Below are 23966 nucleotides of genomic sequence, written 5' to 3'. Positions count from 1 at the left end.
TTATCTGCGTTAAATCGCACTTAAAAGTGTAACCTGTTGTTTTATATTGATTTCTGTTTTTGGCACAGTAATTGTCTTATATCTAACAAATCTAAACGATTAGGATGTTAGAAATGGATAAAGTGATCAGCAAAAAGCGCACATTTAAAGCATGGTGGTTGGCAGCGCCAGCAATCGCCATCGCGTACTTCTTGATAAGCAATACGGCAAACAGCAGCGGCAGTCGTTACAACCTAGAAATGGACAAAATTAAGGTCAGTACAGTCACTCGTGGTGAATTCACTGACATGATCCCACTGCGCGGCAATATTACCCCGGGTAAATCAGTGTATTTAGACGCCATTGAGGGTGGCCGTGTAGAGCAGCGCTTTGTAGAAGAGGGCGCCATGGTTAAAAAGGGCGATAAAATTTTAGCTTTGAGTAACACAGGTTTGCAGCTTGATGTTATCTCTCGTGAGGCGCAAATTTCTGAGCAGTTAAATAACCTACACAATACCCGTTTAGCCATCGATCAAAACCGTTTAAATCTAAAGCGTAACTTATTAGAGCTGGATTTCGAGATCAAACAAAGCGAGCGCAAACTGGCCCAGCATAAAAAGCTAGTGGCGAACAACTTAGTATCGCAAGACGAATTAAAAGCTGTGATTGACCGCACACAATATTTAAAAGACCGTCGTACATTGGTAATTGAACAACAAGAGCAAGATGAGCTTATCCGTACCGCCCAAATTGCCCAGCTTGAAGACAGTGTTGCACAGCTTAATAAGAACTTAAGCTTTGCCCGTAAAAACCTTGAAAACCTAGTGATCAAAGCACCGATTGACGGCCAGCTAACCGCATTCAATGCTGAGCTGGGTGAATCGAAGTCGCGTGGTTCACGTTTAGGTCAAGTTGATATTGTCGGTGAGTACAAGGTCAGTGCGTTAATAGATGAGTTTTATTTGGGCCGTGTATTTGCAGGTCAAACCGCAAAAATCACCCACCAAGGTCAAGATTACACACTGACACTGGCAAAAGTGTATGCCGAGGTAAGCAATGGCCGTTTTGAAGTCGATTTAACTTTTAACGATGCCTTGCCTGAGCGTATTCGTCGCGGCCAAACGTTACAAATGGAATTGCTACTTGCCGATGCAAAACCAGCCAAGATGATCCCAAATGGCGGCTTCTTCCTCGACACAGCTGGTAAGTGGGTGTTTGTAATCGAGCAAGGTAGTGATGTTGCAGTTCGTAAACAAGTTCGTTTAGGCCAGCGCAATAACAAATTCATTGAAGTGTTAGAGGGATTAAACGAGGGCGACAGAGTCATTACCTCAAGCTATAGCACTTTTATCGACATGCAGACTTTAAAGCTGACGCAGTGAACGTGCGTCACCAATTAGAAAGATTTAAAAATTAAAAAGAATTAGGACTAAACAGATGATCAACTTAACTAACATTAGCAAAATATTCCGCACAGAATCAGTCGAAACACATGCACTTGATAGCGTCTCGCTGCATGTAGAGCGTGGTGAGTTTGTAGCCATTATGGGTCAGTCTGGCTCGGGTAAATCGACGTTACTGAATATTGTCGGCATGCTCGATCACATTGATCAAGGTGAATACATTTTTGATGGCAAAGACATCAGTGGCTTCACCGAAAATAAGCTGGCCGACATTCGCAAAGACAACATTGGCTTTATCTTCCAAAGCTTTAACTTAATTGATGAATTAACTGTTTTTGAAAATGTTGAACTGCCATTGGTTTACCAAGGCATAGCGAAAAAAGAGCGTGAGCAGCGCGTATTGGCAATTTTAGAAAAGGTCGACATTGCGCACCGCAAAGATCATTACCCGCAGCAACTTTCAGGTGGTCAGCAGCAAAGGGTCGCAGTTGGCCGTGCCATTGTCGCAGAGCCAAAAATGCTACTGGCCGATGAGCCAACAGGTAACTTGGACTCTAAAAACGGTGAAGAGGTCATGAAGTTACTTGCGCAATTAAATCGTGAAGGGGTAACCATTGTGATGGTTACCCACTCAGATCACCATGCCAATTACGCACATCGCGTGATCAATGTATTAGACGGTCATATTGTGTCACAAAATATGCAGGAGGTGCGTTGTGCTTAATAACTATTTGATCATTGCCTATCGCAATCTGTTAAAACAAAAACTTTACTCAGGTATTAATATTCTTGGCTTAGCCATTGGCTTGGCCATCTGTATCAGCATGGCAATCTTTGTTGAGTCTGAGTTAGGTTACGATAAACACATTAAAGGCCACGAAAACATTTACCGTACGTCATTAAAGATGACGGTGCCAGGCTCGCCTGCGCAGCACTTTGCACAAGGCTCGGTATATAACGCTGAACGTTTTTCGGCAAACTTTGATGAGATCCAAGAAGCAACGCGACTACGTGAAGTCGGTGCCACTTTAGGGTTTGGCAATACACATTTTAGTGATGATGGCATTAATCTAGCCGATGCCAATGCGATTGAGTTTTTCTCTGTAGAAATGTTACAAGGCGATGCCCAAACAGCCCTTGCTGCTCCAAATTCTGTGGTGCTGACAGAATCTGCGGCACAGCGTTACTTCTCAAGCACTCATGTGATGGGCGAAACCCTAATGTTGGCTAATCGCATTAGTTTAAAAGTCACAGGAGTAATTAAAGACTTACCAACGCGTACTCACTTAGATATTTCAGCGCTAATTAGTATGGGTACTGCCCCTGAGTTTTTACAAAACCCAAATTGGGATCAAAACCCAAGCTTTAACTATCTGACTTATTTTCAGCTTGCGCCGAATACAGATATCAAAGCCCTTGAAGCTGGCTTTCCTGATTTCTTAGAAAACCATGTTGGCGAAGGGGTGAGTGATGCACTGAATTATACGCTGATTAACATCACTGATATTTATCTCAACTCTAACTTCTATGGTGAAATGAAAGAAAATGGCGACATTAATATCGTCTATTCATTCAGTATTATTGCCGCGCTTATCTTACTAATTGCGTGTGTGAACTTTATGAACCTGTCTACCGCAACGGCAACTAAACGCGCAAAAGAAGTTGGGGTACGTAAAACCCTAGGCGCAAAGAAGCACAGCTTAGTTACTCAGTTTATGGTTGAAGCTATTATGCTTTGCTACATTGCTTTATTCATCGCCATTGCACTGGTTGAGGCGACCTTGCCTATCTTCGCTGATTTTATTGGCAAAGAGCTGGCATTTAACTACTTCGATTTAGGCACATTGGCTATCTTGTTATCGTTGGGTTTATTTGTCGGGTTGATCTCAGGTGCATATCCTGCGTTTTATTTAAGCGCCTTTAAACCTGCTAAAGTACTGAAAGGTGAAGTGACCCAAGGTAAAGCCGGCGCGTTGCTGCGCAAAGGCCTAGTGGTATTTCAATTCAGTGTGGCTATCATCTTGATTGTGGCGACCGTGGTTGCAAGCTTACAGTTAAGTTATGCGCGTAACATCGACCTAGGTTATGATAAGTCGAATACCTTTGTACTGCGCGGCTTATATACCACCGAAGCCAGCCCACAGCGCGATGCCATTAAAACGCAATTATTGGCGAACCCGAATATTAGCAGCGTCACCAAAACATCGCGCTTCCCAACTGGCTCTCTAACAGATGCTATGGGCTTAATTCACCCTGCAACGAAAGAGATGCAGCTTATGCCTGTGCTGGCAGTCGATGAAGACTATTTTTCGTCTTACAATATTAAGCTACTGAGTGGCCGAGGGTTCAGCCGTGATTTCACTGCAGATGCGATTTCTCGACCTTCAGAAGAAAACCCAAACCCAGAGTTTAGTGTTGTCATTAATAGCGTAGCCGCTAAAACATTGGGTTATACCCCTGAAGAAGCAGTAGGCAAGCAGTTTAAAGTATTATTCACTCGTACCTCTGAAGGCACAGCGACCATTGTAGGAGTAACAGAAGACTATTATTTCTCGTCATTAAAAACGGAAGTGGCACCAACCTATCATTTGCTTAACCATAACAATGGTTACAACATGTCGATTAAATACACAGGCGACACCGCACAAGTACGCGACTACATTGAGCAAACATGGAGTAAATTTGTACCTGAGCAGCCGATCGCATTGGATTACTTAGACGATAGATTCAACCAGATGTATCAGCAAGAAGACAGAGAATTCATTGTATTCAACCTGTTCTCTTTACTGGCTATTTTCATTGCATGCTTGGGATTATTTGGCCTTGCATCCTTCACCACACAACGCCGTACCAAAGAAATTGGTATTCGTAAGGTGCTAGGCGCATCGGTGTTAGACATTGTTATCTTGATAAATAAAGAGTTCTCAAAGCAGGTGTTGATTGCCAACATCATTGCTTGGCCTGCTGCTTACTTCATTATGCAAGAGTGGTTAAATAGCTTTGTGTATCGTATTGATTTATCAATACTGCCATTTGCTGTTGCAACGACTTTGGCCTTTGTGATTGCGTGGGTAACGGTTGGCTCTCTATCAGCTATTGCAGCAAAAGAGCGACCAATTACAGCATTACGATATGAATAGGGTATATCAAGATATATTTCTCTTTGATAAACCCAGACAGTGATAATTGGCATTAAGTTTCAGCAAAAAAATGGCTTCTCTCCAGAAGCCATTTTGCTTTTGCACTACTTGTGGGGGGAGTCGCTTTACCAGCAACCGTTTGCGCAGTTTACATTGTGATGATTGTGAATTTGAGATTTATGACCCGTATGAACGTTGACTGTCACACCGTTATACGTCAGTGTTGCCCAAGCCACCGTGCCATTGTTCATCCACCAAGTACTTTGGCTGTCTCCTGCATAAGCAAAGCTGCCAGACAGTGTTTTCGTTGCTATTTTTTGACTACTGATATAAAAATTAACAACAGTGCCTGCGGGCGCATTTGGAAAATACCCTTTAATGCCTCTAATACGCTGGCCGTGACAACAACCATCTGAGCCTTCCCAGTTGACTTGACCATTTTTAGCGGCATTTTGTAATTGTTCAGCGGTATTCGGGTCATTTTCTACAATGGTTGCTGTTTGCTGTGCACTCCCTGTGGCGTGCTCTGCAGCGGAAACATGTACATTAAATTGCTTATTTCCTTCGTATACCGAGTTATCAAGGGTTGGGATCTGAATACGATAACTGGTTTCACCAGCTGCAATCGTTATAGTTTGATCTGGGTAGGTGTAATCATTATTCGGTGTCGTGATAGGGGTTGTTGAAACATCAATTTTAACGTCTTGCCCTGTTGCTCTATCAAGCGTGACTTCAAACTCTAATGTGCCACCTTCATTCACAGAAGCTGTAATTGCAGAAAGAGAAATTTCAGGTTGTGTGAGAGGTTGGCATAATGGTGTTTCTGGGCAACCTATACTGTCAGTGTTATCAACGGCTAAATCATTTATCTGTGCAGGCAGCGTTGCCATTTTACACGCTTCACCCGTATAAGGTTGAACCTGGTAGAGGTCGGTTTTATTTAGACTGCCATAATCATTGCTTTTATCTCGGCTAACAATCAAAGCACCAGCGCCATTAAACACCGCTCCCGTTAAAGTTGGGATAGAGTGAGATGAAAGCTTGTTTAATGTTAATGATTCAAGGTTAACGGTAAAAATGGCTGAGTTAGTAACCAAATATAATTGCCCTTGATTAAAAGCCAGATCGCCTCGCCACATTTCACTGTCTTCTGTGTAGCCTGAGAGTGTGCCAAGTAAAGTCGTCGCGCCAGTATGAGGGTCTATGCTGTATAACTTATTGAAGTAAGAGCCGACTAGCAAGCCAGTATTCTCATTATAAGCTAAACGGTACATAGGTTTACTTTTCGCAAGAGAAGTATGTGTTTTGGTTGTCATATCTACATAGGCAATCCGAGTGTATTTGTGCCGACTGGCCGAAATAGGCAGTGACTTCAACTCTGTGCTATTTAAATCAACGTCAAATAAATCAAGCTGATACTCATGCGCTCTAGGCGCACTGATATAGTACAAGCGATTTAAGTCGCTGGCATAAGCCAAGGCCGCAGAACTAAAGAGTGCTTTTGAATGAATAAATGTGTCACCACTGTACTCATTTACATCAAAAACTAAGCCGACTTCTCCTCGACCTGCATTAATACCATAGAGTTTGCCAGTACAAGCAGCTGAGTAAACTTGCGCAGATATGAAGCAACATAAGCCGATCAGCAAGGTGCCAAAATGGTGGGGTTTTAACATAGCTTACCTCTCTAGAAATTAGATGAGTTTTGGCCAGTCCTTGAAAGAGTGTTTTATTTTTGAGCTATTAGTAATCCATAAAAAGAATAAAAAGTAAACATTAAATTTACAATTGGTAGTTAAAAGGTTGTGGTTTTTGATTTTTTTATGTGCTTTTAGCAATTTACTTTTCGTTGTGTTGTAGTAGCAGGGTATGTGAAAACACAGAGGAGGTAGATGGTGTGAGCGTAATTTATATATCGAGGGCTCAGGTTATTCTGCCCTCGATTTTCTAAAGTCTCGTCGTTTATGATTGAGTTAGACGGTGTGATTACTCGGCAATGTGCGTATCGTTTTTACTAATGGCGGCATACCTTTGATTTACTCCTTGAATATGCGTTTTAAATGCCACTAAATCTTCGCCTTTCAACTGAATATTACTTGGTTGCTTCATGGTTAATGGGTTGATTGCTCTGCCATTTTTATGCACCTCATAGTGTAAGTGACGGGCTGTAGACATACCGGTATTACCTAAGTAACCAATGATTTGCCCTTGTTTTACACTGGCGCCTTTTTTAATGCCTTTTGCGAACCCTTTTAAATGTGCATACAAGGTGCGATAGCCACCATGGTGCTCTAATAACACGCGATAGCCGAAGCTTTTGCTGTAATTGGCTTTGAGTACTTTACCCTTACCAGCCGCCATAATAGGTGTACCAGTTGGTGCACTGAAATCAATGCCTTTGTGTTGGCGAGTGTAGCCTAAAACAGGGTGTTTTCGCTTACCAAAAGACGATGAAAGTCGCGCGCCATTGAGCGGTGTTTTCATTAAAAAGTTTTGTGCCAGCTTCCCATCTGCAAAGTAATAGGCGTCTTCAAACTGGTAGAGCTGATAAACATCTTTGTTGTTCACAAATTCTATGGCAACGAGTTTTTGCGGGGCACTAAACTTTTCAAATAAATGTGCGTCTTGTTGCACCGTTGATTGGCTAAAGTTTAATGTGATCTTATCGCCAGTTCTGATCTCACGTTGAAAGTCGACAAAATGAGACATGGCTAAAATCGCACTGTTGATGACATTGGCAGGGATCTCAGCCTGACTTGCCGCTTTATAAAGACTTTGACTGATCTCAAATGATTTACTGAAGCGGCGCTGTCTCACCTCTATTGAAATAGGCGACAACTGCCAAGTGTTATCAATTAATGTGGCTTCAATTAATTCGCCATAGCTGGTGGCAAAGCGAAGGTGTTTTTGTTCTTTTACTGTATCAGTGCCTGCTGTGTCGTTGCTGTTTATATCGGCATCAGTCATTGTTTCAGCGGTCATAACAGGCGTATTGACTATGTGCGTGACAACATCGAACTGAGTGCCAGATTTAATTTTCTTAAAATCAAAATGAGGCTTTATGTCGCGTGCTAGCGCATAAATTTGCGACAAACTGAATCCGGCTTCTTTCAAAACATGGGTAATGGTTTGGCCGCGTTTTAAAGTATACGTTGTGACTTGAGGTGGAGTTTCAAGCGGTTCAGGCTCAGTGTTAATCTCTGCTGATAATTCAGTATTGGCAGTATTTTTATCGCTGTCAGTGACAGCTGTATCACCGGCCGCCTGTGCTGAAAGAGGCTCATTTGGTTGTGTTGCTTGCTCATTATTGTCATTGCAGCCAACTAGAAATGCGCTTAACAATAACAGTCTTTTTAAAGCCATATTACTTCCTTGAAACATCGCTGTTGAACGAATGTATTTTCATTTTATTTTTATAGTTAGATTTTTTATCAGTTCAGGCATTCTAATTGCGCAGGGTGCACGTCAGCTGAACGGGTTATTTAGTGTAGGGATTTTTTGATAGGAATAAAACAAATAAACCCTGAAAATCAGGGTTTATTTAGGAGATTGAGTTAATTAGTGAAGACTAAATTAACCTTCGTCAGGTGTTTTGGTTTCAACCGGTAAAGTGACTGGTTCAAAGCTATCGTATACGACGCTAGTCGGTTGAACTACTTTTTCATCACCGCGAGTTGGAGGGGGAGGACTAATTACTACACCTCCAGTACCACCAAAAACTTTAATTAACTTTTTAGGCTCTAGCTGCTTCATTCTTATGTCCTTTACTTGATGTGAATGAAAAAGATAAGGCTGCTAAGCAGACCAAAATATGAAGAAATAATTGTAAGTTATCTAGAATATATTGTTTGAAATAAAACATATCAATAACATAATATTTGTACATTAAAATTTCAACATAACTCACTAAATTAGCGAACATTGATAAAAAAGATATAATCAAAATCGCAGCTTCTTGTTGAGTAAATTTCAGTTTTGAAGCTTCATGAAAAAACTCTTTTTTTGTATATGAATAAACTTTTTGTGCTATTGAACTTCTATAGAAGGATGGTGTTAGAAATAAAAGGCCTATAAAAGCAGACCAAATATAGTAATGAGTTGTCCACTTTATAGAGAATTGACTGGTATATAAGTCAATGCACTCTACTGTAACCAGTAAAGTTAAAAACCATCTAGCGCCAATACTTTTCCAGCATACAGCTAAAGAGAAAAGAAATATCGCGATTGGAGCGTATGTGAAATAATTTAAATACACTGATAATGCTTCCATTTAATCTTTCCTTAAAAACGAAAAATAAGAATCTAGGTCGACACCAAAAATGAATAACACATCTAAAAGTTGTGTCATGGTCATTTCACTTTTGCCAGACTCCCAATTGCTTATCGTAGATTGATCAACATTGGATATCATTTTTTTAGCCAATTGCGCTTGTGACATACCTTTACTTTGCCGCATTTGCCGTAGTGAACGTTGCACATGAAGCTTAAAGCTTTCTGCACTGCGCTTTCTTTCGATTTCCTTCATTCAACCCCTATCCGTGTTTTAACAAATTAATAGATAAAAACCGGGACAGGCTACCATGAGAATATTCATTTGTATATATTTTGTTAAATACCGTGCAAAATACACTTTGCGAAGCAAAGTTACTTTTGCGCAACCATAAATTAGCCATTTTAGCCGTAGTTGAAGTAATAGCTGTTGTGTGCGAAGCAAAGTTACTTTCGCGCAAGGGCGACGAGTGACCGAAACGAAGTTTCGCAGCGCGAGGAGGTGAGGGTATGGATACCCGATGGGCGTAGCTACATGGATGTACAACAACATTTCTCTCAAAACTTTTTAGCATCTCGTCATTTATGGCGACATTTTAAATTAACCTTCAATTTCACTTTTTGTCGCGTTGGCGACGGCAACCAAAGGGCGGCTGCCGCCGACCGCCCTCTGGACTCCCACGGCGCCCCTCCATCTCGCTGTTTCTTCAAATAAGTAATTGATATGAACGTAAACGGCTGAATAGTCCGTCCATGGACTAAATCAGCCTTGCAGCGCATCCATGCGCTGACATTACTCATCAATTGCTTACTTTAAGGCAAGATAGAAGGGGGTAGAGGAGTTGTCTGTTGGTTTTGTGTATTTCGTTTAGCAAATTTTGAGTCTGACAGTTTTGTGGGTCGTCATTTATTGCGACATTTAACACTAAATCAACCTTGCCGCGCATTGCCTAGATGGATTTAGGTACTTGGGATTTGTCTGGAACAAAAATCCCGCCATGCGCTGACATTACTCATCAATTGTTTAATTTCGGCGATATAGAAGGGGTAGGGGGCTGTCTGTTGGTTTTGTGTACTTCGTTTAGCAAATTTTGAGTCTGACAGTTTTGTAGGTCGTCATTTATGGCGACGGCAACCAAAGGGCGGCTGAGCCATGCAATTTGAAATAGCTTCAAAATTCTTCCCTGAAGCATCAGCCCGTCGGCATCCATGCCTCCACTTCCTCGCGCTGCGATGCTTTGCATCGTTCACTCGTCACTTATCCATGAATTATTTTCAGATGAGGTGGAAGGGGAAAGGGGCCTCAGTTGGTTCTAAGAATAGATTGCACTGTGCAGACCTTCCCCCCGTCTATTTGCTAACGATTAAAACTCAACACCTCAGCGCAATGCGGGTAGTCAAAAGCTGCTTGATAATACCGCTTAAGATCAGGGTATTGGTTAAGCAAGTTCAAATCGCCCTCTAAGCCGTGAATGTAATCCAGCATTGGTAGTAAGATCGCATCAACTAAAGTGAATTGCTCCCCTAAAAACCAATTACTTCTCTTACTTTGCGAGTTATATTTTTCTGCCAATATTTTCAATGTTGAATGTGCTGCTTGCTTTCCTTTTTCCAAGGCTTCTGCACAAGGTGTTCCATCTTGATTTGCTGGAAACTTTAAGGTTAAAACATACAAAGAGATCAAATCACGATAACCATAAATCGACAGCATGCTACTCCAAGCATCTATTGAGGCAGCTTGTTTTGGGTCACTTGCAAACACGCTTGGGTCTGTAAGTGTATCTAGATAACGAGCAATGGCATTAGATTCAGGCAAGATAAAACCACCATCAATTAATACCGGCACCTTGCCATAAGGGTGGAGCTTTAATAGTCCTTCAGAGCCCAATGTGACATCTTCACCTTGCCACTGATTTTGCAACGAATAGGGTAATGACTTTAATTTACAGATCATCTCAATCGAGCGAACAAATGTTGAAAAATCAGGACCTACAATCTTGAGTGTGTTCATTTTTACTTTCCTTTTCTGAATGGTTGCACTCGATATTATTTGCAACGACAATATGTTCAAGATCATATTTTTAAGGAATAGCCATGCCTTGGGATGTTACGCACAAAACTAAAAGCAAAGAGAAAATTCTGATCTGTGCCGCCAAGCTTTTTGTTGCAAAGGGCTTTGATGCTGTGGGGATCAATGATGTGATGAAATCAGCAAACATGACGCGTGGTGCATTTTACGCGCACTTTAAATCAAAAGCCGACTTATATAACCAAGCGCTGGTGGTTGCTGCATTTGAAGCTAGAGAGAACATTACTCAAGGTTGCGACCAAGGTTTTGCAAGCTTGCAACATAATTACTTACAGCAAGGGCAAAACCCAACTCTAGAAGACAATCAGCAATGCCCGATAGCTTTGTTGATTTCAGACATCAGACAGCGAGAACCTTTAGTCAGGGAAACTTACGAAAAGGTATTCACAGGATTTGTGAAATATATTGAGTCGCAAGGACTGACAGAAGCAGAAGCACTAAAAGAAGCTGCAACAATGATTGGCGCAGTAGCTCTGTCAGAGTCGTTGACTGATAAACAGCTGGTGGAGAAGTTATTAGCTGCGTGTGAGGGATAAGGTGCAAAATATACGTTGCGAAGCAAGGTTACTTTTGCGCAAGGTGAAATGAGCTGTTTTGACTTAAGTTGAGGCAATTGAAATTTGCCTTCAATTTTGCTCTTTGTCACGTTGGCGACGGCAGCCAAAGGGCGGCTAGGTCATTCAATTTGAAATAGCTCCGAAATTCTTCCCTGAAGCATCAGCCTGTCGGCATCCATGTCTCCACTTCCTCGCGCTGCGATGCTTCGCATCGTTCACTCGTCACCCATCCATGAACTAAATTAGCTTGAAGCGCATTGCCAAAATGGATTTAGATACTTTGAATTTGTCAGGAGCAAAAGCTTCGTTATACGCTGACATTCTCATCAATTAAATCTTTTTGAATAAGTATAAGGTGGATGCATTTATCAAGTTTAACTCCATTGTCGTGAGTAAGTATTTGTTGTGTTGAGTTTTTACTTCAAACATTTCTTTGTGCAATGATTGTATTTAAGTTTTTGAAATTTTTTAGGTATTTATTTATTAGAGGTAAGTTTCTTAAAATGTAATGAAATTTTAATGTTAAAACCTCTTGATTTATTAACATTTGTATTGATAATGGGCACCGCAAATCGTTCTGATTTGTATTATTAATAAGGAAATGGATTAATAAATATGAAAAAAACACTCTCATTGTCTGCGTTAGCACTAAGTGCGACTCTATTTAGCTTTTCATCATTTGCGAAATACATTGAGTATATTCCTGCAAACGGTTGGAGCGCTGAAGGTAAAGTGACTTATAAAAATGGCAGCACTCAATTTAGTAAAACTCATAAAAGCTCAACACTAAGGAAAATCACGAGTAAGGCGCATCAGATTGAGTCATATGAAACTCAACTAAGAAGCCAAATTAGAAGTGAAATTCAAAAGCAAATCAATGGTAAAGCTTCCCTTAAATCATACAGCTTCAACGTAAATGGCGATCTAGAAATTAGACTTCGTGGTCTATCAAATGGCAATATTGAAGCTCGAGTTGGTAATATTTCTGTCGCTTCTAGTGCAAAAATTAAGAAGAGCTGGTACGCAAGCGGTAGAATCAATATTAACTCTAACAAGCTTTACCTAACGGGTACTTATAACCCAATTACGGGTAAATTAAATAACTTAACTGCAAACTCAAACTTCAAAGTGAATGTTGATGTTGATGTTGACTCAGCGCTAGACTGGTTAATCCCTGGCTTTAACTGGTTAGTTACTAATAAGCTAGAAGACAAAATTGAAAGCAGCGTAAAAAGCTCTATCTATTCAGCACTTAACAGCAGAACAAATGGATATGAAGACGTGCTGTTTGGTTTAGACAGATATTTACCACATGGTAAATATGTTTATCGTGGTAAAGACTATGCAGTAGAGCTTGAAAATGCATTTAAAGACTTGGTGAGCGGCGAATCAATTACAGTTAAAGCATATACACGTTCAAAGAGTTTGAGAAACAATGGTTCAGTGAACATTGGTTATGTTGATATTAATATCTCAAACCACCTGTTCTTAAAGGTAAATGACACAATTACCACAAGAACACGATGGGAACCTGAATGTGGTGACTTTGGTTGTACTGCAGAGCCATAAGCAATAGCCAATATTTATTTAAATAAGCAATAGAGCCACCAATGAAAATTGGTGGCTTTTTTGTGTTTCTGATTTCGCTTTCGTCGCGCTGTCGAAGTTAATCTAAAGGCGTTCAGTATGTCAATTTGATTTAGGTGCAAAATATACTCTGCTTCGCAACGTATATTGTCATAATACTTCGCGGCATAAAGTTATTTTTAAAATAGCTTGTAAGCCTCTCCACCCTCATAAACCACCGCTTCTTCCATCAAACCAAACTCTTTTAAATATCGGCCAATGCTCGTAAAGCTGGTCGTTTGAATCTTTCGTTCATGGTCTTCTGTACTCACCCCTTTAGCAAACCAATTTCCTAATGCCAATTTAAAGCGGCTCACTTTCACAGGCTGTGGCGTGAAATAGGCTTCGGTATTGGCTTTAATACGCATCATGTCGTCGGTTTCGTATATTGCAGCATTGATCACATTCAGCGTATGCTCGGTACAGTTTTGAAATTGGTTGTTAAACGGGTTGGCGATTAATGAGTAATTCGGGTTATGTAGTGCTTTATTTTTACCTGATGCGATGGCTTCAATTAAACGGTATTGCAAGTCAGGCGAGGGAATAATAACCCCGGCTTTTAGACTCTCTACGCCCCAGAAAAAGTCGACAGGGTAGTCAGTCATTAACGCACTCTTTGCTGGGTTATCGGCATTTTGATAGAGGTTATAAATGGCATAGCCTTTGGCTTTTTCGCCATTCTCTAACGTGATCTGAGAATAAACAGCAATAGCAGTGTGAGTGAATTGAAAGCCGCGAGGTAAGTCTTTTTCTGGTTGACCTAAACGCGCAATAATAAACGCACGGGCGCCCTGTTTCGCTGCATACTTTTCTACTGATTTGGCAAACTTAGCCACTTCTTCGGCTGCAAATTTAGACTCTCTGTTTTGCTGACTGCCAGCAAAGGTGTTTTGAGAAAGCAGAAAAATAAATAAGAAGATAAGAGATTTAAAGTAGCGCATTATGTGCTCCTTATTTAAAAGCTGTAAAGGGGCTTTACAGCTTTTGTTAGGTATTTGAGTTAAATAGCTTTATCAGTCTTTCTTTTCTGACTTCTTCATTTGCTCTGCGGGTGAGCGGTCAACGGTAATGGTGATTTCGGTAATTTCGAGTGGCTCATGTTTATCGATTGTATGTTTACCTGATGCAGCATCAATTAGTGACTCGCCAACGGCTTGGCTAGCTGATGCTGTGCTGCCAGCAACTAATAATGGCACTGCGACCACGCCGCTGGCTACTTGGGCGCTGGCTGTAGTGCTGTGTGCACTAGCTAGCGCTGAGTGGCGGCTGCCTTTGCTGGCATGTTCAGACGCTGACTCTGCGTAAGATGCAAATGATGTCAATGCAATTAAACCTAATGTGAAAAGTTGAGAAATGCGTTTCATAGTGGTGTCCTTTAAATTCAACATACTGTGTTTGTTTGCGTTGACTACAAGTTAGACCAGAGGATTAATTACGTAAACTCGGTTATTAGATGTAGCAATTTAAGAAACTCTAAGTATAGTAATCCTAAACTATCTGGCTTTTTGCTTAGGCTATTTCAATTTGCTTGGTTGTTAGAGGCAATGACTTTTTTGCCAGTTTGAACGCTTTTGAAAGCCATTGGTAAAACTTTTAAGGAACACTATGAGCCAAATTTCGCAGGTGAGCGATACTCTGAAAATGCTGCTTAAACAGCAAAAGCTAACGTACAAAGACATTGCTGAAAAGCTCGATATGAGCGAGGCAAATATTAAACGTATTTTTGCTCAGCAAAGCTTTACCTTGCAACGGCTAGAAGAGATCTGTCATTTATTGCAGATAAGCCTGTCTGATTTATTTTCCATCACCGAGAAGCAACAAGAGCAACTAACTGAGCTCACATTAGAGCAAGAGCAAGAGCTTATTGATAATCCTAAGCTGCTACTGGTGGCGGTCTGTGTTCGTGATGCATGGCAGTTTGACGATATAATTGAACAGTATGATATCGATCAATTTGAGCTTATTCGCTTATTTGCACGGCTTGATAAAATAAAGCTTATACAACTTCTGCCAAACAACCATTATAAACTCCTCATTGCCCAAGATTTCAGGTGGATCAAAAACGGCCCGTTAGAGCGATTTATGGAACAAGAAGTGTTGCATCGTTTTATGGCGAGTAAGTTTGATGAAGAAGATAGTTTTCGTTTTTATTTACGTGGTCGTTATTCCAATTCTTCCATTGAGATCATTCAACGTAAATTGAATCAGCTCACTAAAGAAGCGGCGATCTTAAATCAAGAAGATTCAGCACTACCAATTTCGAAACGCAAACATATGGGGCTCTTATTCGCGATGCGAGCATGGGAACCAACTTTATTCGAGCAGTTTAGACGAAATAAATCAAAAGTTTAGAAGGACACTTTCATGTCAGTTAATACTATTTTCAAAAAAGCGATGTTGAGTGCTGCAGTTTTCTTTACAAGTGCTTTCTCAGCCAATGTGTTTGCGGCCAATGTTTCTACGACTAAAGACGCTAGTTCGCTTAACTGTGTGACGATTAATAACGACCTTGTGCAAATTGAAAAATTTAAACAAGCAGGCACTTATCGATTTGTCAAAGGCGGTGTTAAGCGCATCAACTTCGATTTTGCATCAAACAAACCTTTTCAAGATTACTTGGCTGCTGCGCGCGCGCATATTAATGCGCAAAACCCCAAAGCAAACATGCCTTGTCCAATTAAAACAGAAACCAGCATACGCTTGTATGCAGATAAGCCACTTCAAGTTGTAGACTTAATCACGCCGTTTGAACTCAAAGCCGTTAACGAAAAGGCAGCTGTATTGCTGATTCATGGTTTAACTGATTCGCCATATTTATTTCATGATTTAGCCAACTCATTTTTAGAGCAGGGTATATCTGTGCGTACTCTGTTATTACCTGGGCATGGTACAGCCGCAGAAGCCTTGGTTGATATTGACCAAGCTGATTGGCGACAAGCGGCATCGTATGCCATTAAAAGCATGCTTAACGATTTCGATAACGTGTATTTAGGTGGTTTTTCAACAGGTGGTGCTTTGGTTGTTGATTACTTGAATCACAATACCTTGAACGAAACTGAGCAGCAAAAACTTAAAGGGGTAATGCTGTGGTCGCCAGCCAGTGAAGCAAAAGCGGGTATGGCGTGGGCAGCGAAATACGTCAGTTGGTTTACCGACTATTTAGATGAAGCGGCTGATATTGACTTTGCTAAGTATGAGTCGTTCCCTGCCAATGCGGGCGCACAAGTTCATGCGCTTATGAAGCGGATCGAACCGAAAAAGTTAAAAGGGCTACGCAATATACCGTTTTTTGTGGTGGTGAGCGAAGTTGACCAAACCATCAACAGCGAAGCAACGGTAAACATACTGGCTCGCTGGCACGCACAAAACGGCGCAGCGCAAGCACAAGATAAGCTTGTGTATTACTATGCCAATAACGTTGAAGATCAACTTAATGCCTTACCTAACTCATTAAAAACCGTCACGACTTTTTCGTGTGAAGGGCAAGTGTATTGTAAGCGTGTGCTTGATATAGCACACACATCCCCAACAAATGCGCCGAGTAACCCGCATTATGGTTGGCAGGGTAGTTATCGTAATTGCGAGCATCTAACCGGAACTAAACTATTCGTCAGTTGTAAAACAGCCAATGCGGTTACTTTAGGTGAGCTGACAGAGGCGAACTTAGAAACGACCCCTAATTTGCAGCGCTTAACCTTTAACCCCTACTACGAGCAAATGCTTGAACAGATGCAGGGGTTTATTAACAGCACTTTAAAGTAATCATCTCGTGATTTTAAGCCTTTCAACTCATTAGCTCCTGACCTTCGTCAGGAGCCATATTTAATAAAACCTCAATAAAGTTTATTAAAACAATACTTTTAGTCCCTAAATACTAATCTTTGATAGTTTGGGTTTACTAAATTTGCTGTGTCTCTAATACTGAATCCACTTACAAGACGTAACGAATTCAAGAATAATGGAGACACAGGTGATGAATAAACAAGTACTTATCAATAAACCAAGTAAGGCATTTAGAATGGCATCCGTTGCCATGTTAGTAGCAGGTGTCGCGGCATTTCTAATTGGTTTAGCAAATGCCACCATGCAATTGAATGAAAAAGGTTATTACCTAGCAGTATTGTTATTTGGCCTGTTTTCATTCGTGTCTTTACAAAAGACCATCCGCGATAAAATGGAAGGTCACACTATTTCAAAACCTTATTTTATGATGTGCTGGGCCGCTGCAGGGTCTGCAATTGCCCTGTTAACAATTGGGTTAGTAAATGCAGAGTTGTTACTGAGCGAAAAAGGCTTTTACGCCATGGCGTTTTTATTGAGTGGCTTTGCAGCAATTACAGTGCAAAAGAATGTTCGTGACGTGATGGCATTGGATGATGATGAAGTTAGAGAAGAAGTTGACCTAGAGTCTCAATCATAAATAAGCATTACTATTTTACAAAAACGAGGGTTCACCTCCACGTTTTTTTTGCAATTACTTTGCGCGACATAAAGTCGCGCCTACAGTCAGCTATTAAAGCCGGGATTGGTCCTTTCTGTGGGCGTTGGTTTACCCGACGTTTTTTTTGCAATTACTTTGCGCGACATAAAGTCGCGCCTACAGTCAGCTATTAAAGCCGGGGCTGGTACTTTCTGTAGGCGTCGGTTTACCCGACGCTTTTTTACACTTTTTACACGATATAAAGTCCCGCCTTCAACAAAGAACCGTTTTTACTTTACTAATCAATCCTGTGCTTTTAACTACACATAAAAGGTCTACTCAGGTATATTCTTAGGTGAGTTTAACTACGAGTTTAGTCTGTGAAAAAAGCAACGTCTTTCGATATCGCTTACCTTGCTGGGGTGTCGCAATCAACGGTCTCGCGCGCTTTGCGTAATAGCCCTTTGGTGAACCAAGAAACCCGTGAAAAAGTGCAAAAAATTGCCAAAGAACTGAATTACAAAGTTGATAAAAACGCCAGTAATCTGCGTTCTCAACACAGTGATACGTTGGCCTTGTTACTTTTTGAAGACCCAACCGACGATGGTTCAGCCATTAATCCTTTCTTTTTGTCTATGCTGGGCAGCATTACTCGTGCCTGTGCAGATAGAGGTTATGACTTATTAGTCTCGTTTCAGCAAGCCAGTAACGATTGGCATGCCGATTTTGAAGACAGTAACAAAGCTGATGGTCTCATTTTGCTGGGCTATGGTGACTATGTCGACTTTGCTGAAAAGCTAACAAAACTGTCAGCACAAGGCACGCATTATGTGCGCTGGGGTGTGGGTGAAGATCAACTCAAAGGCTCTGCAATTGGCTGTGACAACTTTGCGGGTGGTAAAGAAATCACGCAACATGTATTGAAGCAAGGCCGTAAAAAATTGGCTTTCTTAGGTACAGCTTCAAGCCATGCGCCGGAGTTTTTCGACCGATATAAAGGCCATTGTGCAGCGCTTGAAGAGCTTGGTATTAAGGTTGATGAGAAGCTGCAAATAAACGCTTTGTATACTGAAGAAGCAGGTTATGATGCAGCGAAAAAATTGCTCGACTCAGGCGTGGAATTTGATGCGATTTGTGCAGCGTGCGACTTGATCGCGGTAGGTGCAATGCGAGCTTTAAAAGAGCATGGTTTAAGCATTCCTGAAGACGTGGCAGTCGTTGGCTTTGATGATATTGCCGTTGCTAACTTTACTTCACCCCCTCTCTCTACGGTGAAACAAGATACAAAACGCGCAGGCGAGTTATTGGTCGAAGCGTTACTGGATATGATCGCAGGCAAAGCGGTAGAAAGCCGTTTGATAGAACCTCAACTTATTGTTAGGCAGTCTTGTTAGCTTTTCTAAATCGAACCAGAAAACTGTTCATCACAAAGTGTTAATTACAAAGCAATCAAATCTATTGCGCTTAGGCTGGTTGCTTTGCTTCAAATCTCTCTTTTATATATTCAATTAAATGCTTAATTTGGCTTTGTGCGTGTCTACGCCCCATGTAATAGGCATACATGACTCGAGTTCTAGGTTTTAATCCTTCAATATCAATAAATTCAAGGTTAAGTCCATCAAGCATAGAGGTGGGTAAGTAAGCCATATACTGACCTGTTTGCACTGCATGCAAAGCTAACCCCAAATCATCAACAGTGAGTTGCTCATTGGGGGTTATTAGTCGTTGCGCTTTTTTGTCATCAATGAATGCCCATTTTTCAACAGGTTTAACAACAACGCTTGGTAATTCTATAAGTTTCTGTTTAGTAAGTAAATTTGACTTAATCTTGTGGTTTTTAAAAAAGTGCTGATTACAACAAACTGTGTAGGGAATATCCCAAAGAGGCTGAGCGATTGCAGCTGAGTCAGTTAAAGGACCGACTCTAAACGCTAAATCTATACCGTCATTAACCAGTTGTTTATTCTGGTTTGATAACGCCACCTCTAGTTTTAACTCACTGTGTAGAGTTGAAAAGTCTATTAACCACGCCCCTAAGAAGTCTATTCCTGCACGGACTGGCATAGATACACTGAGTTTTCCTTTAAATGAAACTTCATCGTCTATTGCAGATGTGATGGCGCTTTTTAGACTCGTTAGCATCGGAGCACTGTCATTGTAGAGATTAAGGCCTCTCGATGAGACTTTAACTGCTCGCGTAGTTCGGTGTAATAGCTTTAATCCTAATTGATGCTCTAGGTTATCAATTCTGCGACTAACAGTGCTATGTGGGATATTTAGCTGGGCAGCGGCTTTTTTCAAACTGCCAGACTCCACTACTGCACAAAAGATAGTTAAATCATCAAGCACTCTATCCATCATTTACTTCCAAAAGAGGTTTAACTCGATTATTCCATTTTTGCAATTGTGATGTCCAATATCACCAATTACACACGTATATAATTCTCTCTATTATTGCTTCAGTTCATTTATGAACACTTTTTTAAGTAAACAGGAGCAGGTTATGAAAGCAATTCAGTTAGCACAAACAGGCAGCAGTGAACAGTTAAATTACATGCAAATTGAAACCCCAAAACTTTCCGAAGGCCAAGTATTAGTAAAGGTTGCAGCAGCACCTGTGAATTTTATAGATACGATTATTCGTGAAGGAAATATGCCACCGGGCATGATGCCTGAATTACCTTTTATACCTGGTGTTGAAGGTAGTGGCATTATAGTAGATGCAAATAATAGCAATTTGTCTGTCGGTCAAAGAGTTGCATATCTGGGACCAATAGGTGCTTCTATGTATGCAGAGTATACGGCAGTTGAAGCCGATAAACTTGTTTTGATAGATGACAGTGTTGATTTAATAGAAGCAGGCGCTATGCCGGTCACATATTTCACGGCATATCATATGTTACATAATGTCGCGCGAGTTGAAGCAAATAAATTTGTGCTTATATATGCTTCTACTGGCGGTGTTGGCACAGCCTTAATCCAACTGGCTAAAGCAGCAGGGCTGAAAGTCATTGCGTTGGATAGAAAAGACGAAAAAGTAACTAGAGCGCTTGAGTTAGGTGCTGACTTTGCATTTAATTCGACTCATGATTGGATTCCCGCGGTTAAGAAGGTAACTGGAGGTAACGGCGTTAATTATATTTTTAACCCTGTTGCTGGAGATACCTTTAAAGATGACATAGAAGTTCTTGCTACTTTGGGCCATATAATAGTTTTTGGTTTTTTAGCAGGCGCTGGCGAAACAAATACACAGCAAACAATAATGCAGCACTTTGGTAAATCACCGACAATTACTTATTCTGAGATTTATGCGACTTACTTTAATAACTTCCCTTTAGTGAAATCGTCTTTAGAGCAAGTTTATTCGTTATTTAAAGCAGGCAAGGTTAAACCAATCGTATCGACCTTACCATTAGGTGATGCAAATAAAGCACATGATCTGATAGAAAGTGGTCAGGTAATGGGAAAATTAGTACTAACACCTGGCTTTTCTTAATATCCACATAAGGACAGTCGGTGATAAGCCAATACTGTCCTTATTTTGCTGCGTTATGCCTAGATATTTCCTCCAGGGGTTAAGCCGCTAGGTACATTTTGTGGAATAATCTTATCAAAGTTTTTATCACTCAAAGCATGAATAAAAGCCTCAATAGCATCTAGTGTTTCTGAATCTACATCATCAAAATTCAAATTAGCCAGCTCTTCTGAGTTTCCAGGATTGGCAATGTCATCATAGAATAGAATTGCATCACGTAATGTGGCTTCTGTGCCGTTATGCATATAAGGCGCAGTGAAAGAAAGGTTGCGCAATGATGGAGTTCTAAAGCGCTTCTCATTACCTTCATCAACAACTTCGAGTTGTACTAACTTGGCGTTTTCTTTTACAGGAAGTTGATGCAATTCAAAGTCAGAGAACATTGGACCACCATGACATTCTGCGCAACCAGCTTGAGCAAAAGCATCCATACCGCGAATTTGTTGCTCGGTTAAGGCGTTTTCATCACCGCGTGCGTACAGATCAAAAGGGCTGTTTGAGGCGATTAAACTGCGTTCAAAAGCCGCAATTGCTTGTGTGATACGTTCGGCGTTAATAGTTTCATCGCCAAATGCATCATTAAAAAGGCTGCGATATTCGGCAATATTGAGTAAACGTTCTGAAAGTACCTGCATAATGTCGTCTGCTGAGATAGTGTCACCACGCATTTCAACGCCAGATTGCAAAACGAGCAGTGCTTGCTCTTCTAATGAATTAGCACGATTATCCCAAAACATTGGGCTATTTAGCGGCTCTACTGCTCCGTCTTCATCCATACCATTAAAGGCGGTATTTAAAATCGTTGGTGCGTTGCGATGAATAAGCTTTCCGCCATGCCTATTTTCAGACAAGCCTGAGCCGCCAACACCAATGCTTAAGTCTAAATTTTCAGCGTAACCATGATCTGGATGATGGCAACTGGCGCAAGCAATATCTTTATTTCCCGATAAAATAGGGTCCCAAAATAGTAGTTTACCTAATTTAACTTTTTCATCAGTTGTTGGATTATGTTCTGGTGAAGGGGGAGTGCTTGGCAGGCTGCCTATGTTGTTATCATCTTCAATAAAAACAGGTGTGTCATTATTGCATGCGCTAAGGGCTATCAAGCTAGTAAGTAATAATAATTTTCTCATACACATCTTCCGCAGAAATACAGAGTTCACTGTTTTATTTAATAATTGGAACAGTGAACGGTTGGAGAAGCAGCAAAACATGGCTACAGAAAGTTGTACCATCGCTTCCAGTTTATTGCGAAAAGGATAAAAGCAGAGCAGTCTAAAAAATGTCTAATGAATAGTACGAGGGGAATGTTCAAAGGTTCTCAATCAGAAGGGATAACGATATAAAAAAGCCGATTGAAGTCTGGCTTCAACCGGCTTTTCGCTTGGGATAACGTTAAATCAACTTTAACTTTTAAACGTTACTTTGATTCTCGTATTAAGCTGTTGCCTGCTCTGATGTGGTCTCAGTTGTTTCCGACCCATTTTCTTTTACAAAGTAAACGGCCAAGGCTGCGAGCAGCATTGCACCACCGGCCATCATCATGATGTAAATTGCTTGGTTCTCAAATACTGAGGTTAAGATCCAACCCGCAAACAAGCCCGATACAATTTGTGGTGCGGCAATAGTGAAGTTGAAAATACCCATATACACACCAGTTTGTTTCGGCGGTAAACTGCCTGCAAGAATGGCATAAGGCATGGCTAAAATCGCCGCCCACGCCATACCAACACCAATCATAGATATAAGTAACATCACTGCACCTTGTGGTACTTCGATTTCAGTGATCCCTAAGTTCACCATTGTCAGCGTACTGTCTTGCCAGAAAATGATACTGATATAACCAATGGCGCCAGCTAATAGTGAGACAGAGTAAGTCAGCTTACGACCAATTTGGTTGGCGACTTTCGCCATAAATAATGACGCAATAGCAGCAAAAACCGAGTATGCAGCGAACATAATACCGACCCAGTCACCTGCAGTACCCTTAGCTTGTGCAATGTGCGCTGGAACTTGGCCAACTTGAGATAAGTAGTCAGGATCAAACCATTTAGCATCTACTCCCCAAATATGTTGAGTGATGGCAGGCATGGTGTAAACCCACATAATGAATAGAGCAAACCATGAGAAAAACTGCACCACAGCAAGACGTTTCATAGTCTCAGGCATGGTTTTCATAAGCCCGAAGAAACCAGCAAGACGCTCACCAAGTGGCAGTTTTTCGGCTTCTTGGTTTAATTCAGGTAAGCCATTCTCGCCTGGTGCATATTCTTTAGTACGCAGAACAGTCCAAAGCACTGAGCCTAACATCACAGTCGCACCAATATAGAAAGCCCAAATCACAGAAGGGGCAACTTCGCCTTTATCTGCAACGTTTTCTAGCCCAATAACATTGGTCAGTAAGAAAGGTAAAATAGAGCCAAAAACCGCACCGATATTGATCAGGAAAGATTGAATTGAATAACCCAGGTTGCGTTGGTCTTCAGAGACCATATCAGACACAAGTGCGCGGAATGGCTGGAAAGCTAGGTTAAATGCTGCATCCATCAATGCTAGCATCATGGCACCAAATAAGAGCGGTGTCATAAAGGTGGCAATATTTGATGAGTTTGGCATAAGTAACATACCAAATGCTGCAGCAATACCACCGGCTAAAATATACGGATTACGTCGTCCTAAACGATTCCAAGTTTTATCTGACGCTGAACCAACAATGGGCTGAATGATTAAGCCCATTACAGGGGCTACTAGCCAAAAAAGAGAAAGAGAATGAAGATCAGCGCCGAGGTCTGAAAGGATCCGACTGGCATTGGCGTTTTGCAAGGCAAAGCCAAACTGTACGCCTAAGAAACCAAAACTGACATTCCAGATCTGCCAGAAGCTCAATTTTGGCTTGGTGTTTTGTGTTTGTTGTCTGGTCATAAAACGACTCTTATTTTGAATTTATA

The 23966-nt window shown here is 41.1% G+C and carries 21 protein-coding genes; 10 read left to right on the top strand and 11 right to left on the bottom strand.

All coding sequences use genetic code 11. The features are described from left to right. Nucleotides 1-113: 113 nt before the first annotated feature. From ACXAC4_RS23340 to ACXAC4_RS23330, 3 genes are read left to right on the top strand one after another with little or no spacing between them, the layout of a single operon-like run. Entirely contained in the window at nt 114-1361 is a 1248-nt protein-coding gene (locus ACXAC4_RS23340; protein WP_475166115.1) for an efflux RND transporter periplasmic adaptor subunit, read from the top strand. A 55-nt stretch (nt 1362-1416) separates the two neighbouring features. Continuing rightward, nucleotides 1417-2106, top strand: a complete 690-nt coding sequence (locus ACXAC4_RS23335; RefSeq protein WP_421963915.1) for an ABC transporter ATP-binding protein — start codon at nt 1417-1419, stop codon at nt 2104-2106. Continuing rightward, a complete protein-coding gene (locus ACXAC4_RS23330) occupies nt 2099-4522 on the top strand; it encodes an ABC transporter permease (RefSeq protein WP_475166112.1) in 2424 nt (807 codons plus the stop codon). Before ACXAC4_RS23335 ends, ACXAC4_RS23330 begins: the two co-directional genes overlap by 8 nt. 125 nt (nt 4523-4647) lie before the next feature. On the opposite strand, the gene ACXAC4_RS23325 is transcribed toward ACXAC4_RS23330, so the two are convergent. From ACXAC4_RS23325 to ACXAC4_RS23300, 6 genes are all read right to left on the bottom strand, one after another. Next, nucleotides 4648-6198, bottom strand: a complete 1551-nt coding sequence (locus tag ACXAC4_RS23325; RefSeq protein ID WP_475166110.1) for a Calx-beta domain-containing protein — start codon at nt 6196-6198, stop codon at nt 4648-4650. 310 nt (nt 6199-6508) lie between these two features. Further along, nucleotides 6509-7885: a peptidoglycan DD-metalloendopeptidase family protein gene (locus tag ACXAC4_RS23320; protein ID WP_475166107.1), complete on the bottom strand. Its 1377-nt coding sequence runs from the start codon at nt 7883-7885 to the stop codon at nt 6509-6511. A gap of 210 nt (nt 7886-8095) precedes the next feature. After that, nucleotides 8096-8275 (bottom strand): hypothetical protein, encoded by a 180-nt coding sequence (locus tag ACXAC4_RS23315; protein WP_475166104.1) that lies wholly within the window; start codon nt 8273-8275, stop codon nt 8096-8098. Then, a complete protein-coding gene (locus ACXAC4_RS23310) occupies nt 8256-8792 on the bottom strand; it encodes a hypothetical protein (RefSeq protein ID WP_475166101.1) in 537 nt (178 codons plus the stop codon). The genes ACXAC4_RS23315 and ACXAC4_RS23310 overlap by 20 nt, the downstream gene beginning before the upstream one ends. Beyond that, nucleotides 8793-9047 carry a helix-turn-helix transcriptional regulator gene (locus tag ACXAC4_RS23305; protein WP_058031874.1) on the bottom strand — a complete coding sequence of 85 codons (255 nt, stop codon included), beginning with the start codon at nt 9045-9047 and terminating at the stop codon, nt 8793-8795. Between the two features lie 1101 nt (nt 9048-10148). After that, complete coding sequence (locus ACXAC4_RS23300) at nt 10149-10802, bottom strand: glutathione S-transferase family protein (RefSeq protein ID WP_475166097.1); 654 nt, start codon at nt 10800-10802, stop codon at nt 10149-10151. An 83-nt stretch (nt 10803-10885) separates the two neighbouring features. Here ACXAC4_RS23300 and ACXAC4_RS23295 point away from each other — a divergent pair, with 83 nt between their 5' ends. Then, a complete protein-coding gene (locus ACXAC4_RS23295; RefSeq protein WP_475166095.1) occupies nt 10886-11416 on the top strand; it encodes a TetR/AcrR family transcriptional regulator in 531 nt (176 codons plus the stop codon). Between the two features lie 636 nt (nt 11417-12052). Continuing rightward, entirely contained in the window at nt 12053-13006 is a 954-nt protein-coding gene (locus ACXAC4_RS23290) for a hypothetical protein (RefSeq protein WP_475166093.1), read from the top strand. A gap of 197 nt (nt 13007-13203) precedes the next feature. On the opposite strand, the gene ACXAC4_RS23285 is transcribed toward ACXAC4_RS23290, so the two are convergent. Together ACXAC4_RS23285 and ACXAC4_RS23280 are read right to left on the bottom strand one after the other, a co-directional pair. After that, nucleotides 13204-14004 (bottom strand): DUF2145 domain-containing protein, encoded by an 801-nt coding sequence (locus ACXAC4_RS23285; RefSeq protein WP_475166091.1) that lies wholly within the window; start codon nt 14002-14004, stop codon nt 13204-13206. A gap of 72 nt (nt 14005-14076) precedes the next feature. After that, on the bottom strand, nt 14077-14427 hold the full coding sequence (locus ACXAC4_RS23280) for a hypothetical protein (protein ID WP_475166088.1): 351 nt from the start codon (nt 14425-14427) through the stop codon (nt 14077-14079). A 241-nt stretch (nt 14428-14668) separates the two neighbouring features. Between ACXAC4_RS23280 and ACXAC4_RS23275 the strand changes: the two genes are divergently transcribed. The 4 genes from ACXAC4_RS23275 (at nt 14669) to ACXAC4_RS23260 (ending at nt 18877) form a co-directional block, all read left to right on the top strand. Continuing rightward, nucleotides 14669-15415, top strand: coding sequence for a helix-turn-helix domain-containing protein (locus tag ACXAC4_RS23275; RefSeq protein WP_475166086.1), 747 nt, complete (start codon nt 14669-14671; stop codon nt 15413-15415). A gap of 12 nt (nt 15416-15427) precedes the next feature. Continuing rightward, nucleotides 15428-16825, top strand: a complete 1398-nt coding sequence (locus tag ACXAC4_RS23270) for an alpha/beta hydrolase (RefSeq protein WP_475166085.1) — start codon at nt 15428-15430, stop codon at nt 16823-16825. Nucleotides 16826-17036: 211 nt separating this feature from the next. Beyond that, a complete protein-coding gene (yiaA, locus tag ACXAC4_RS23265) occupies nt 17037-17483 on the top strand; it encodes an inner membrane protein YiaA (protein ID WP_475167720.1) in 447 nt (148 codons plus the stop codon). A gap of 380 nt (nt 17484-17863) precedes the next feature. Continuing rightward, a complete protein-coding gene (locus ACXAC4_RS23260) occupies nt 17864-18877 on the top strand; it encodes a LacI family DNA-binding transcriptional regulator (RefSeq protein ID WP_421963901.1) in 1014 nt (337 codons plus the stop codon). Between the two features lie 70 nt (nt 18878-18947). On the opposite strand, the gene ACXAC4_RS23255 is transcribed toward ACXAC4_RS23260, so the two are convergent. Next, nucleotides 18948-19844, bottom strand: coding sequence for a LysR family transcriptional regulator (locus ACXAC4_RS23255; protein ID WP_475166081.1), 897 nt, complete (start codon nt 19842-19844; stop codon nt 18948-18950). A gap of 142 nt (nt 19845-19986) precedes the next feature. Here ACXAC4_RS23255 and ACXAC4_RS23250 point away from each other — a divergent pair, with 142 nt between their 5' ends. Then, complete coding sequence (locus tag ACXAC4_RS23250; protein WP_475166080.1) at nt 19987-20979, top strand: quinone oxidoreductase family protein; 993 nt, start codon at nt 19987-19989, stop codon at nt 20977-20979. 59 nt (nt 20980-21038) lie between these two features. Here ACXAC4_RS23250 and ACXAC4_RS23245 read toward each other — a convergent pair whose 3' ends face one another. Continuing rightward, the gene (locus tag ACXAC4_RS23245; protein WP_475166075.1) at nt 21039-22151 is read right to left on the bottom strand and encodes a cytochrome-c peroxidase; all 1113 of its coding nucleotides are present in this window, start codon (nt 22149-22151) and stop codon (nt 21039-21041) included. 304 nt (nt 22152-22455) lie between these two features. Next, a complete protein-coding gene (locus ACXAC4_RS23240) occupies nt 22456-23940 on the bottom strand; it encodes an MFS transporter (RefSeq protein WP_349287721.1) in 1485 nt (494 codons plus the stop codon). Nucleotides 23941-23966: the final 26 nt, after the last annotated feature.

Source organism: Pseudoalteromonas sp. AWM4_233, from assembly GCF_056158285.1.
The sequence above is the reverse complement of the archived record's forward strand: the minus strand, read 5'-3'. Positions and strand labels throughout refer to the sequence as shown.

Coding starts and splice junctions, on each gene's coding strand:
- ACXAC4_RS23270 (WP_475166085.1), top strand. CDS start 15,428: ATGTCAGTTAATACTATTTTCAAAAAAGCGATGTTGAGTGCTGCAGTT.
- ACXAC4_RS23325 (WP_475166110.1), bottom strand. CDS start 6,198: ATGTTAAAACCCCACCATTTTGGCACCTTGCTGATCGGCTTATGTTGC.
- ACXAC4_RS23335 (WP_421963915.1), top strand. CDS start 1,417: ATGATCAACTTAACTAACATTAGCAAAATATTCCGCACAGAATCAGTC.
- ACXAC4_RS23240 (WP_349287721.1), bottom strand. CDS start 23,940: ATGACCAGACAACAAACACAAAACACCAAGCCAAAATTGAGCTTCTGG.
- ACXAC4_RS23255 (WP_475166081.1), bottom strand. CDS start 19,844: ATGATGGATAGAGTGCTTGATGATTTAACTATCTTTTGTGCAGTAGTG.
- ACXAC4_RS23245 (WP_475166075.1), bottom strand. CDS start 22,151: ATGAGAAAATTATTATTACTTACTAGCTTGATAGCCCTTAGCGCATGC.
- ACXAC4_RS23310 (WP_475166101.1), bottom strand. CDS start 8,792: ATGGAAGCATTATCAGTGTATTTAAATTATTTCACATACGCTCCAATC.
- ACXAC4_RS23295 (WP_475166095.1), top strand. CDS start 10,886: ATGCCTTGGGATGTTACGCACAAAACTAAAAGCAAAGAGAAAATTCTG.
- ACXAC4_RS23250 (WP_475166080.1), top strand. CDS start 19,987: ATGAAAGCAATTCAGTTAGCACAAACAGGCAGCAGTGAACAGTTAAAT.
- ACXAC4_RS23290 (WP_475166093.1), top strand. CDS start 12,053: ATGAAAAAAACACTCTCATTGTCTGCGTTAGCACTAAGTGCGACTCTA.
- ACXAC4_RS23315 (WP_475166104.1), bottom strand. CDS start 8,275: ATGAAGCAGCTAGAGCCTAAAAAGTTAATTAAAGTTTTTGGTGGTACT.
- ACXAC4_RS23275 (WP_475166086.1), top strand. CDS start 14,669: ATGAGCCAAATTTCGCAGGTGAGCGATACTCTGAAAATGCTGCTTAAA.
- ACXAC4_RS23300 (WP_475166097.1), bottom strand. CDS start 10,802: ATGAACACACTCAAGATTGTAGGTCCTGATTTTTCAACATTTGTTCGC.
- ACXAC4_RS23305 (WP_058031874.1), bottom strand. CDS start 9,047: ATGAAGGAAATCGAAAGAAAGCGCAGTGCAGAAAGCTTTAAGCTTCAT.
- yiaA (WP_475167720.1), top strand. CDS start 17,037: ATGAATAAACAAGTACTTATCAATAAACCAAGTAAGGCATTTAGAATG.
- ACXAC4_RS23285 (WP_475166091.1), bottom strand. CDS start 14,004: ATGCGCTACTTTAAATCTCTTATCTTCTTATTTATTTTTCTGCTTTCT.
- ACXAC4_RS23320 (WP_475166107.1), bottom strand. CDS start 7,885: ATGGCTTTAAAAAGACTGTTATTGTTAAGCGCATTTCTAGTTGGCTGC.
- ACXAC4_RS23340 (WP_475166115.1), top strand. CDS start 114: ATGGATAAAGTGATCAGCAAAAAGCGCACATTTAAAGCATGGTGGTTG.
- ACXAC4_RS23280 (WP_475166088.1), bottom strand. CDS start 14,427: ATGAAACGCATTTCTCAACTTTTCACATTAGGTTTAATTGCATTGACA.